The following is a 12737-nucleotide window of genomic DNA, read 5'->3' as shown; positions in this document are numbered from 1 at the left end:
CAAGAGAAACTTATATGAAGAGCAAGATTGAGGGGCCTGATGAACGCTGGAGAGATTGGAACTGAAGCCGGACGTATTTTTGAATACAACTTACCAAGCCATTGGATTTTCCGAAGTCAAGAAGATCAAAATGATTTTGGTATTGACGGAGAAATTGAACTCAAAGATGGTAGTGGCAAAGCCCTTGGGAAAGAGAGCGTTTTCAAAGTTCAGATTAAGGGTGAAGAGAACTCAAATTTTATTCATGATAATAGCTTATTATCATTCACACTGAAAACAGAGCGTTTGAGATATTACTTTGAATTTAAAGTTCCTGTTATTTTAGTTGTAGTAGAAATCACATCTGAGAAAATATTTTGGCTACCCATAACAAACAATGAAACATTGAGAGAAAAGGCATCAAAATCTAATCAAAATGAAACAGTTCAAGTTCATATCCCAATTGAGAATACACTGGTCAGAAAAGTCATTGCATCAGCAAATAAAATATTAGATGCTGCCATAGATTGTTGGGATTACTTGAACATTAAGGGACTTAAAGATTCTGTTGTCAGATATCCAATCATTAGCCCTTCATCACTCGATAAGAAAATTGAAGATATAGGAGAAGCATTATATAAAGCATATCATCAGCAGCTGGATAATCTTTTAGCCGAAAGAAAATATGATGCTGTTTTTGAGCGTTCTACCCAAATAAGAAATTCACCAATAGTTCCGGCAAAAGATAGATTTATCGCAGTATTATATTACTTGCAAGCATTCGAAATTTCTCCTTACACTAATATCAAGAGAGAAGTTTACAGAGAAAATTTTTTTATTTGCCAGAATTTGATACTATTAGCCAGAGAGCAAAAAAGTCGGATTCACAGATTAATTGCTTTAGGAAAATCAAGGAAAGCAAAATTTAAGGCTCAGCTGGAGCAGCTTCATGCTAGTCATCATTCAGTCAATCACTTCGAAGAAAAATCTTTAGAGCGTTATATTTTCAATGATCAAACTCAAATAATGTATAGAGATTGCTGTATTTCCCTACAAAAGATCATTGAGTTATGTAATCGTATGACAAGAGATGAACAGTATCACAATCTCTCAGATTTTTTTGTTGATATCTATGCATCAATTTTAATATTCAAAGGAATCCATGAAGCAAGAGGTTCTAAGGAATCCATTGATTTTCTAGATGATTGGTATGAAAGAATGTCATTATTAGTAATGACATATTGTGTATTATCAAAAGATATTGAAAAAATTGAAAAATTATACTTCCTTACTGCCACTTTACTAAAACAAAACCCTAAAGCAACCCAACCCCATCGGAAGATGATTCTTTCAACTTTTCCTGATTTTGAGGAAGCCCTAACAGAAATAGAGAATCATGTTATCAGTCTTGACAGTCAAAAAGATTTTTATGATCTTACAACTGAAGAGCAAAAAGAATACTTCTTAAGTATGGCCAAAAATCTAGGAATGGATCCTGATGACCCACAAGGAGAACATCATGAATTCCTTAAAATTGGATTTGCTAATTATGACCCCACAAATATAATGAAAAATTGTGAGCATTTATTTGTTCATTATCGCCCCGGAGGAATATTTGCCCAATCATTAAGAATGCATTCTCTAGGTGGTATGCATCTTTTGATCTGCTTAAAACACAGACATGCACAAGGAACCGGAAATTTATTAAGTCAATTATATGATAGTACTGGCAGCTATGATTTCGGTAATAGCTTCAAACAATCAAATTGTGATAAATGCACGGATTGTAAACCCAGAGAGGATAGCTGGTCATGGAGTCTCAAATGGTATTCAAAAGAAGTCGAACGTCATAAAACTCTTCTTAAGAAGTATAGATTTTAATTACCTAAGGTTGTTTAGAGTTCAGATTAAGTGGTCGTCTAATATAGACCACTTAAAATACATTCATCTCTTTAATACTAATGGAAAGCTAATGACGTGTAATAATACTATAAATAAAAGAATTACGCCACGGCCTCCACGATCACAGTTAGTCCATACCACACATAGGCTAATACAATATATGATTGTATATCATAACGAAGACTCAACAGATGAAGAAAAACAAGTAGCCATTAGTAAAATGAAGATAATAATTAACAAATCTTATCATTTTTCTGCATTTTGTCGTTGGATGGTGAGGATTTAGATAAATTATTATCTAATTTTATGAACTAAATATCCAATAGCACATAATCCCCCTGCATAGCAGGTGGCTTTGACACTCCCCCTAAATAGATGCTAAATATGCTATAACTCAGTGTCCCACGCCGCTGTCCGTCAAGGAAAATGGCTTAATGCAGACAATTTAAATGGGCTTTGACCCTGACTATATCGACTAACTACACGCCGTTGCCGACCATGATGCAGAATAAACCATATGACATTTTTCCCAGTTTACACACGATTCGCAGGAAGGTATCGTGACTCCAGCCCAGCCGGTTTGTAAGGTGCAATAATTGCCATAGTTAGAACCTCCCGGTTGCGTCCAGTAGCGTGCTATAGGGATTTTATTAGCTGAACATACAGGATTACTACCGTAAATAACTTCGACCTTTCCACCTGAACCCCAAACACCGGATTGGCAAGACAGCATATCCCCTGCACTTGATCGCCCAATCAGCCCATTAGGTGAACAGGCTACGCCAGATACAGCAATCCCATTTATCTGAACATATTCATCTGATGTGATACGCCCCGTCGACTGGATATAACTGGAATAAACACGCTTACTGTTAATATCCGCAGTCGTATTGATATTGCCAGTAGCGTTAATCACATTATTAACCTGAACAATACCGCCATAGGTTGAAGCACCACCGACCGATAAGGTAGACCTTACTTCTACAGGGCCAGCTAAAGTCGAATTCCCTACAACGGTTAAGGCACCGCCAACATTGGTTGATCCTGTCGATTTTAATATCTCAGCCATCACAGTGCCTGCAGCAGTAATATCTTTGGCGTTATTAATATTTTTGCCGCCCATATTCAGATCTCCCGTCATTGGCAATGTGCCATCACGGCGCAGATAAACCGAATACATTGATGAGTCATAGCCTACACGATAGGCCAATAAACCTTCTGTAGTGATATTGCTGTAGTCAGATGATTTTTCATTCCATTGACCACCATAACCAGAAGCTACAGTGGGTGAACGGGTCATTCCGCTGTCTATTCCTGCCGATTGCATCGCTTTACCAAGGAGGTCATAGCGAACTTTCCCGCCTTCATTCCATATTGCCGTTGTCATCACAAGGCCATTGATCACATAGTTAGGAGCTATACCTGAACGTTTCAATAAAACTTTATATGAAGATTTATTGGCATTTATCCCGGTATAACTAACAGGCAATAGTCCTTCATTAATTAATGTCTGATAAGTGATTTCACAGCCATTGAATGAACAAACTCTTGGCCCCGGATCATTGGATTGACTGGTGCTGCTTATCAGGGTTGAAAGCTTGTCATATCGAATGTTGATATAACGGTTAACCGCTTCACCGATTTGCTTTATCTGCGCTCCCACCGCATTAGCTATAACAACTTCTTGTTCGCTTTTCATATCTTGAAATTTAATAAAAGCCATTGCAGTGCCAACCCCTAAAACCAATACTAACTCTAATAAGGAAAATCCTTTTTTATGCTGTTTAATCATTTTCTTGTCCTTTTTTATTTTCACGTAATCATTAATTAGCAAAAATAAAAAAGAGGTCAAGATGAACAAAGGATATTTTTAACATAGCGGAATAAAGAAATAGACTACCGCGCCCTTCTGGGACTTGCTCAACAGTTCACCGGCTTAAAAACAAGTTTTAAACCGGTTCACCGTTCGGACGTGAAATAAAATTATATCAGGATTTAGATTTATTAATGATAGTATCAAGATAAATTTGACCTCGTTCACGATAGTTTTCAATATCATTCTCATGAAGAGAATAAATATCCAGCAGGATACCAAACACTAATTTCTTATCTACTTGACTAATATCACACCCTAAAACTTTAGCAACTTCTGCGCCTAAAATTATTTTCTGTCGTGTATTTAATTTTTTATCGTCTTTTTTCTTTTTAGATTCCAAAAAGTAAAGCCGTTCTTGTGCTGTTGCGATTTGTTGTTTAATTGTCTTTTCTGTCATAAATCCCCCTTAGTATTTATTTTTATTTCTGTAAAGGATATTCACACTTTCATGATCAGAACTCAGTTGTTTCTTTATTGATTTTATCTTCAATCGAAACTTACTTTTCTCTTGTCTCTCTTTTGCTTTTTCCCTTATATATATTATTGTTTTTTCTGCTTCTAAATAGGCTTTTTCAAAATCAGTGAATATCCCGTCATCAAGCAGCCTTTTGGCTTCCAAATCGATAGCCTCATCGTTTTTTTTAAACATATATGCCCCTTGTATTTTACTCCTTTTTATTCATTAGCATATTTGCAATAAAAATCAATGCCATGAGTGCTATTTATTTCACTATCCATAAGCTCAATAGTCCAATATTAATTCCCCACATTATTGCATTAACGCCAAGTAAAACTAATGCCACATCGTTAAGTTCACCGAACCTCATATTATTTCCTTTTTATATCTTCTCTTTATTACCTACATCATATTTATTTAAATAACAAATTATTGATAACACTAACTGCCATTAATCCGCCATGAAACGTATTTATGCAACACGATTGTAGATAATAGTTATTTCCAAAGCCTCTTACTCACCACGTTACTTAATTTTCCCCATTCCTGATTTTATTTTCATAGTCTAATAGATAACTCGTCTTGTTCTTCGGACATTCATTGCAAGCCATCTAATAACATTAACGGATAACATCTTCCTTTAATCTATATTGCGCCGCTTAATTCGGCGTTTTGTTTTCTCTTTATTTACAATCTTTCATATTAGTTGTATTAATTAATAAGGAGAGCTTTTACATTGTTATCAAAACAATGCCCACTTATACACTCACTTCGTGAGCGTGTGGGCCCTACCGGGGGTTGCCTGCCGCAAGCTAAAAGCAAAACCAAGGTCAAGACATAGAGTTTTTCTTGCAAAAAACTAACAGCAGCATGGTTATATTTGAGGTTAATTAGTATATGGCGATATTTCATCTGGAGTTTAAAATTGTGAAACGTTCTGAGGGCATGTCTTCCTGTAGGAAGGCTGCCTACCATGCGCGTTGCAAAATAACAGATGATCGCACAGGCAACACATATGATTTCAGCCACAGATCAGATTTATTCTATCATCAGATATTAGCGCCTGCTTCCGCACCCGCCCATATTATTGAAAACTCTACCGCCCTATGGAATGAAGTAGAAAAGGTTGAGCGTCAGAAAGATGGTCAAACAGCCCGTTATTTTGATGTTGCTATTCCCTGTGAGCTTAACAATGAAGATAAAATAAAATTGGTTGTTGAATACTGCCAGAAAATTTTCGTTGATAAGGGCATGATTGCAGATATCGCCTTTCACGATCTCGATGGCACTAATCCTCATGCACATGTGATGTTGACATTAAAATCGATCACCGCCGATGGCTTCGGTAAAAAAGAAAGAAGCTGGAACGACAAGAAAAACGTGATCCTTTGGCGTGAATCGTGGTCTGTGATTGCCAATCGCTATCTGGCTGCCGTTGGCAGTAGTGAGCGTATCGACCACCGTTCTATTGATGCTCAACACAGTGAAGCACTCGAAAACGCCACTATTACATTGGATGTTGAAGAAAAAGCGCTATGGATTGCCAAGGCAACAGCAACCAGCCGTCCAGCTATGCAACGTGTTCATCGTGCCAAGTGGAACAGTAAGCACGTTCAGGAGAATCGTGCTACTGAACAGGCTGTTCGTGATGAGATGCAACAAGAAGCTCAGGCCACTTACAACACCTTCAAAGATTTAGATCTGCAGATCGTTGTTGACCTCAGAAGTTTCACGGTATCTGAACTACCTGAACCAGTAGAAATTATCCTGACTGAAACAGGTTCACAATCCGCTTCATCTACAGGGCAAAAACCTGTTCTGGTTGCTCCTACGCCACATACACGCACTAAACTGAAAACCTCATCCTCTTCAACACCCGGAGCAATTAAACGCGCTCCAGTTAAGACTAAGAGGAAACAGGTTCAACCACAGAAGGCAAGTATCTTTAAGCGCTTTACCTTACTAATAGCTGAATTCTTCAAAGAAAAATTTATCTGGGCCAAGAAGAAACCTGCACCTGTTTCCGTGGATACTGAGCATGATAAGCGTATTGCTGAAAACTATGTCTTTGACGAGGTTAAGGGTATCTATGTTTCACGCTCTGAGCATGAAAAACGACTAAGGTTGAACAGTGACACTTATAGACCAACCAAGGATGAGATAAGACGCTTCCCAAGCCGTCCAAAAGAGGAACAGCACAAGACCGATAACGATCTGGACTATACCCCTGCTCCACCACCTGTATCAGGAAGAAGCAGGAATCATCCATCATTGAAACCACAGAAAAGTTGATGAAGAATATAAATAGGATATCATCTTGGTAATCATTTCATATCAGTTAATAATGATTTTTATATATAAATGAACCGCCATTACAAAACGGTTCATTTGAAATCATTATATTGATTACTTTCTTTTATTTTTTAACTTGTTATTAATTCTATTTTTTGCTTCCCTCTTAGTAAGTTTCTTTCTGTTTTTTTTCACCTTTTTACTTTTAATGTTGATATTAGAATCTACCGTACTGTTTTCAGCCCCCGGATAATTTACCACCTCCGACAATTCAACTCCATTATAACTCGCCGCTGCATCCATGTTAAATTTTAATTTGTCATACTCAGTGAGAAGTACTTCCGGATGACAAAATCTAGCCATTATAGGTAAATTTAATGTATTCTCCTGATAAACATGCTGATAATTATTTTCATCCAGATTAAACTGGATTATTTTATCATGAAATATACCATGATTTTTTATTTTATTTTTAGCTAACGGATTATGAAAAATATAAACACCATCATAGATTGATTCAGGATGTTCTGGTGATACATTATGAATTAGATATTTTCCTTCATGATTATATCTAATATTCATGACAAATGCGGGATCATGACCATCTGACTTGCTTAAAGCAGATAACTTACCTAATGTTGTTGTCGGAGAAAATATGATTGCCGAAATATCAGAAAAACGCTCATTTTTAAATATCCCTAACGGGATCTCAACTTCCTCACCATTGCTTTTCCTTTTTACAACTGAATCCTTGATAGAATATTTGTCTTTTTCTGGAGAAAAATACAAGCCATATAGTAAAGCAAACATCGAAAAAATAGATTCTTTACCATAATTGATTTGATTATATGAAGATAATGCTATAATAAAAGGTACATCTTTTTCTATCCAATCACATTCTACATATTCATTTAGGTATTTCTTTAATTTTGTATCTATAGCACTAGAGTTCCTCACAATCGATTCATTTATAAACTTTGAAAACTCCTCATCACTATCAAAACGTTTTAAATTATTAAACACATCATTTATAGTTCTTTTATCCTCCTTATCACCATCATCTTTTATATTCGAGACAACAGCCTCAATGTACATTTTTTCCGGTGATTCCACAATAAAATCAGGTCTAGAATATTTTTCTTTAACCTTAAATCCTTGTTCTTTTAATAAAGCATGGATAAATATCTCCCAAAATGATGAATGAAATGTTGTTTGAAACTCAATCTGGAATTTTTTATCTCTGTCATAAAAGCCATCTGCTAATGATTCAAATTTTTGTCTAGCCTTGTAATAGTAAACTTCATCTTTCAGCATCAAAAATTTTTTATGCTGCGGCTTATTATTATTAATATTAAACACATCCATATTACAACCTCATCACATTTATTGAATACAAATAACACATTACTAAAGAATCATATAATACCTTAACGGAATATAGAAAACGAATAGTATTCAAGCACTTGCATTCATTTAATATAAAACCTATTTTTTCGGACTTAATCATAGAATTCATCTGCACACTAATCGTATTATCTACATGATTAAAATATATTAATAACGAATAACATACAAAAATAATTAATAAAGATTCCTATTAGAAATAGGTTCCATAGATAACGGATGCATAGCAGCCTGTATAGACGTGAATCCCCTTCTGACATTTCAGACAGAAGGGGAATCGGATAATTTTGTTTTTTACAATAACTTTTTAGTTAGCTTTCCAGCCATCATTGGTCTTAACCAGAACAATCTTAGTTTCAACAGGTTCATCCATACCCCTCACACCAGAAAAGGCACTTTTATCAACCCAACTTGGAACACCTGCCAGTTTCCATGTAAAAGTCACTTGCGTCATTTTAACGCCATTACCTTCACTTGGTTCAGTCCAGCTTTTGATCTCAGCAACAGCACGATGCCCAACACAGGCCCCCTTCTCACGGTTCCAAAAATCAACCTCTTGGCCTTTATCAGTGACCTCTAAAACAGTCACGCTGCCAAAGCCATTAGGTTGCTGTGAAACAGTCAGTAATCCCTGTTCAGCCAGACCATTTAAGATCTCATCACTGGCATTGTATCCAGAAGAACGATACCCGTTGTTAACCTTCACCGGGAAACCTTTATTAAAAGCAAAGTCATTGTCCTTCAGTGAGTAACAAAGTTCTGATGTTGAGAGCCTTGCATTGATCGCTTTTTCAAAATCGCCCTTTTCACCGCAACCGGATAACAGCACAGTAAGCCCAGCAGCAACTAATAATTTACGCATCGTTTTATCCCTTTTAATGATTGATGGTGCCATTGCTCAATACAACCAGACGAACTGGCATATCCGCGTTGTTGACGGTAGTGAATCCCCGGACTTCGAAATTGCTTACCGTTCCGGTGACGCTGACTTTCTGGCCTTTCTTATAGGTAAGAACAGCATCATCAAGGCCAGAGTAGTAATTGATCCACACCATACCGCCGCAATAGCTGGTATCTGATGTTTTGAAGAGCAGGTAATAGTTGGCATGAGCCGCTTTTGGCATACCATTGAGCATATCGCTGGCACTCCTGCCTTTAGTGACTTCAAGAACAGTGGCATTAGCAATTGAGATCCGTTTACCCGTCCAGTTCTTTTCTGCTGCCATTGCATTTTCTTCATAGTCCTTACAGACAGGACCAAGGCCAGCAACTGAGGATGCCGGGCCGGTATCTTGTTTTGCTGTGGAAAGACCTAATGCGTTATCTACTGTTCCGTTCAATGAGGATAACGAGGTATTAATCGCCCCATTGACCTTATTCACGCCTTCATTAAGTTGCTGGCACCCTGATAAAGCTATAACCGTCAGTGCCAGCGATAGCGCAATGCTTTTATTCATACACACCCTCGAAAGAAGTCAGTTTGAGAGGATAAAGGCCGTTCCGGCACCAATAAGATGGCTCTAACGAGGCATTGACTGATACGAAGGAACAAACCAACTTTTTAACCAATTGATAGGATTAAATTATTTTTGTTTTTCGTCATATCGTTTGTAACGATCAAAATCAAACTTATGATAGTTATTACCTATCGCACATTAACTATCGATCGTTTATATCAATTAAAAACCCGATCAATAAGAGCAAATCAATCGACAAAAACTATCAATATTGATTTATAGATCGTTTTAATCGATCATTTTGTTGCTATATCGAGAGTGGATGAGTAAAGTGAGATGAAACTCAGAGAGCGATTTAATGGCTGTTTGAGTAAAACAGATGAAAAAATTCATCTGACAATATGTAGTTATTCATACAATATCAGGGAAAGTTTTAACAACTTAAAGATCATGATTTATATAGTGACTTAATAACAAGAAAGGCCAGCATTAGACTGGCCTTATTAAGCCAAGAGATGTTTCAATTATTTTCTCCTCAAATCTGAGTTTTATCTAAGCATTTAATATATTTCATCAAAATAAAATATTACAAAAGCACTGCAAACCAAATGCATTGAATGATTTATATTCATTGATATTTTTATCTTTAAATTTAACACCAAGTTTTATAAAAAAGTTTCCTGATATCATTGTTCTCTTAGTTTTAGTAAAAACTTATTGAGATCTTTTTTGAAAACATTTTTATCTTATGAGCTAAAGCTTATGGTGCTGTCGCACGGCTACGCCCCACGATGATATCAAAATTGTTTTCTTCACTCGGTGAAGTAGTTTGCATCTATTTCAATGCTAAATATGAAGGTAAGTGAAACAACAGTGAAGAAACAGTATCATTATCAATGATAATATTACTCTTAATCTCATATACCATATATGATAAAAATATCAATTAATAGCAGCGCTTTGTGATTGTTATTCACAATCACTCTGCTGTGAGGAGCTTGCCTCCGATAATGATGGATTTATCCATAAAAAATCGCGGCGTAGCCGCTAATACAATGACACGGAAAAACAAATTAACAGAACGTCATTAGGTGCCATTTTATTCGGCACTCGATAAATAAAAAGAAAAGCCCGTCATCTGTTATAAAAATCTAGGGCGAACGCCCAATCCTCTTAGTTCTTATATTTCTTATACTTCTTAAGGGAAAATAACTCATTTAGTAACAATGAGTTAGAAGTCTATTTTCTTCATTATTGTAGATCTTTCTTCACGATTGTAGATTTTTCTTCGTGATTGATGGTGATTACTTCATTATTGATGGTATTTACTTCATTACTCCTATAAAAAATGAAGATAAAACTTCAAACTATATTTGACATTTATATTAAAAATATTATATAGATTAAAACATAATAATAAAAAGGAGTATTTATGGCTGGAAAAACATTTAACCAAAACCCATTTATTTTCGAAGATGATATTGAAATAGAAACCAGAGGCCGAAAAAGAACTGTGGCGCGTGGAGAGAAGTTTCAAACACCCGAAGGTGATAAATATGAAAAAGTCATCCACTCGATACAAGAAGTGGATAAAGCTAAGTTCGTAAAAATATTCATATCACGAGTCCGGGTTTTATTTGATCTAACCCTTACCGGCAACAAGCTTTTTTATATTTTTATGTTCGTGATGTCTGACGTCATTGGTAAAGATGAAGTCTATATGAACTTTGAAAAAGCAAAAGACATTGCAGCTCAATGTGACTTTAATTTATCTAACCCTGTTTACTATAGGGGCATCAAAGAACTTATTGATAAAAAGATCATCGCACCAAGTAAATCAAAATATATCTATTACATTAACCCTGCAGTTCTTTTTAATGGTGATAGAGCCAAGTTTATTGAAGAGATTAGAGTCAAGGAAGAAAAAAAGCTAAAGTAATATATACTACAGCACTAAGAGAAACCGTAGATTATCTATCCCGGCCTCGTGAGAGGCCAGATATCAATCATAATGGTTAGACTAACCCTTCACTTATTTTTTCTTTCAAGATAACACCGAGCTTCTCTATGACTTGGTCTAAATCTACCTCATCAAGGTTTTCATTATATCCATAGGTCTCAACCATATTTTCAAAGTTATTGAATATATACATAACGATATTGTTCATCAGAAGTTTCAATAAAATATCGTTGCTTAATGAATCAGTTCTATTACCATTGTAATAGCTGCTGATTTCATCAATACTTTCCTGACATGCTATTAAGGATACTGCATAGAAGAAAAATGAATCTTTATTTCTAAAATCTTTGACAGTTAATCTATTTTTCATTTAACACCTCATTATATTTAGTGCAAATTGATGACGCAGTTCTATCAGCCCCTTTCGGGGCTAAATAAGCATTACTGGTATTTTTATTAACTTACGATATACGTTAATATAGAATTATTATTCCTATTGAAAATCAGTACTCGTTTATTTCTAATGCCTCTGTGTGAGTTTCAAACAGTGCTCTTTTCACTGCTTGGAAATCAACATCTGCTAGTTTTTCATCTGCGCCATAACGTCTGACATAGTGATTAAAGTTTTTCTCTATGAGACTCATTATTTCTGAAAAGAATACATCCATAAATGGAATATTCATTGCTCGATCACAAAATACACTATAACTTTCTTCTGTATCACTGACCGCCTCTACATAAATCCTCATTGATAACACATAAAAAAACTCTGTTGCTGTATTTTCAAAAGTTTTAATCTTCATATTTATCACCTTATTTTAGTTAAAAGAATTCCATACAGTTTTCATCTGTATTTTTTATAACGATATTTTTATTTTACGATATTGAAATATCAGGCCGATTTATTTCGGGATAAATCAATCATCTGATCAATCCATTCATCTATTTCACTCTCGACAAATGCTATTGCACGCTCACCAAGCTTTATAGGTTCAGGGAAACGATCTTGACTAATAAGTTTATAGATCCAAGCTTTGCAAAGACCCGTTCTTTTCAGCACTTCAGGTAAACGGATAAATCTTTTTCTTTCTGTCATACATTTCTCCATTGTTGTTTTGATGGAGGTAGTATCTTCAGATCGCTTATGACGATCAACTCTCAAAAAGCACGAATTGATCAAGATGTGAGGGATTTTTAGGCAGATTAGAGATGGGAGTAACGAAAGCCAGTTGCCGTGGGCTTTGAAGCATTTTTGCAAAAAGTGCTATTTTTTACTCTATTTGAAGTTATTTGATATTTTGTTATTTATCATGCGGTTAATTTCTTTGAGTTTAAATTCTGAACTATCATCTGTTATTCATCTTGCTTCAGGCTAAAAAATGTTTGGGTAGGTGTAAGATTTACCACTGA

12 protein-coding genes are annotated in these 12737 nt (G+C 35.6%); 3 read left to right on the top strand and 9 right to left on the bottom strand.

Going from position 1 to position 12737, the window contains the following annotated elements; genetic code table 11:
* Positions 1-39 precede the first annotated feature (39 nt).
* Positions 40-1860 (top strand): DUF4365 domain-containing protein, encoded by a 1821-nt coding sequence (locus ACF3VQ_RS05205; protein WP_392433683.1) that lies wholly within the window; start codon positions 40-42, stop codon positions 1858-1860.
* A 496-nt stretch (positions 1861-2356) separates the two neighbouring features.
* Here the strand turns inward: ACF3VQ_RS05205 and pilV are convergent, their stop codons facing one another.
* The 3 genes from pilV to ACF3VQ_RS05190 all read right to left on the bottom strand — a co-directional run bounded on the left by pilV (position 2357) and on the right by ACF3VQ_RS05190 (position 4406).
* Complete coding sequence (pilV, locus tag ACF3VQ_RS05200; protein WP_392435448.1) at positions 2357-3673, bottom strand: shufflon system plasmid conjugative transfer pilus tip adhesin PilV; 1317 nt, start codon at positions 3671-3673, stop codon at positions 2357-2359.
* A 196-nt stretch (positions 3674-3869) separates the two neighbouring features.
* Positions 3870-4154 (bottom strand): conjugal transfer protein TraD, encoded by a 285-nt coding sequence (locus tag ACF3VQ_RS05195; protein ID WP_050119468.1) that lies wholly within the window; start codon positions 4152-4154, stop codon positions 3870-3872.
* Between the two features lie 9 nt (positions 4155-4163).
* Positions 4164-4406, bottom strand: a complete 243-nt coding sequence (locus tag ACF3VQ_RS05190; RefSeq protein WP_050928435.1) for a hypothetical protein — start codon at positions 4404-4406, stop codon at positions 4164-4166.
* Between the two features lie 705 nt (positions 4407-5111).
* Here ACF3VQ_RS05190 and mobQ point away from each other — a divergent pair.
* Positions 5112-6506 carry a MobQ family relaxase gene (gene mobQ, locus ACF3VQ_RS05185; protein WP_392433682.1) on the top strand — a complete coding sequence of 465 codons (1395 nt, stop codon included), beginning with the start codon at positions 5112-5114 and terminating at the stop codon, positions 6504-6506.
* A gap of 114 nt (positions 6507-6620) precedes the next feature.
* Here mobQ and ACF3VQ_RS05180 read toward each other — a convergent pair whose 3' ends face one another.
* The 3 genes from ACF3VQ_RS05180 to ACF3VQ_RS05170 form a co-directional block, all read right to left on the bottom strand.
* Positions 6621-7871, bottom strand: a complete 1251-nt coding sequence (locus ACF3VQ_RS05180; RefSeq protein WP_392433681.1) for a hypothetical protein — start codon at positions 7869-7871, stop codon at positions 6621-6623.
* Between the two features lie 346 nt (positions 7872-8217).
* Positions 8218-8772 carry a DNA-directed RNA polymerase subunit beta gene (locus ACF3VQ_RS05175; protein WP_342079072.1) on the bottom strand — a complete coding sequence of 185 codons (555 nt, stop codon included), beginning with the start codon at positions 8770-8772 and terminating at the stop codon, positions 8218-8220.
* A 13-nt stretch (positions 8773-8785) separates the two neighbouring features.
* Positions 8786-9367, bottom strand: a complete 582-nt coding sequence (locus tag ACF3VQ_RS05170; protein ID WP_392433680.1) for a hypothetical protein — start codon at positions 9365-9367, stop codon at positions 8786-8788.
* A gap of 1432 nt (positions 9368-10799) precedes the next feature.
* On the opposite strand from ACF3VQ_RS05170, the gene ACF3VQ_RS05165 reads away from it, so the two are divergent.
* Positions 10800-11306 carry a replication/maintenance protein RepL gene (locus tag ACF3VQ_RS05165; protein WP_050144290.1) on the top strand — a complete coding sequence of 169 codons (507 nt, stop codon included), beginning with the start codon at positions 10800-10802 and terminating at the stop codon, positions 11304-11306.
* Between the two features lie 76 nt (positions 11307-11382).
* Here ACF3VQ_RS05165 and ACF3VQ_RS05160 read toward each other — a convergent pair whose 3' ends face one another.
* The 3 genes from ACF3VQ_RS05160 to ACF3VQ_RS05150 all read right to left on the bottom strand — a co-directional run bounded on the left by ACF3VQ_RS05160 (position 11383) and on the right by ACF3VQ_RS05150 (position 12423).
* On the bottom strand, positions 11383-11697 hold the full coding sequence (locus ACF3VQ_RS05160) for a hypothetical protein (RefSeq protein WP_392433679.1): 315 nt from the start codon (positions 11695-11697) through the stop codon (positions 11383-11385).
* A 133-nt stretch (positions 11698-11830) separates the two neighbouring features.
* Entirely contained in the window at positions 11831-12130 is a 300-nt protein-coding gene (locus ACF3VQ_RS05155) for a hypothetical protein (protein ID WP_392433678.1), read from the bottom strand.
* An 89-nt stretch (positions 12131-12219) separates the two neighbouring features.
* Positions 12220-12423: an AlpA family transcriptional regulator gene (locus tag ACF3VQ_RS05150; protein ID WP_005172867.1), complete on the bottom strand. Its 204-nt coding sequence runs from the start codon at positions 12421-12423 to the stop codon at positions 12220-12222.
* Between the last annotated feature and the right edge of the window lie 314 nt (positions 12424-12737).

This window comes from Yersinia fenwicki (assembly GCF_043099325.1).
Lineage (GTDB): Bacteria > Pseudomonadota > Gammaproteobacteria > Enterobacterales > Enterobacteriaceae > Yersinia.
Note: the sequence above shows the minus strand (reverse complement) of the source record. Positions and strands in the feature narration are given on the sequence as shown.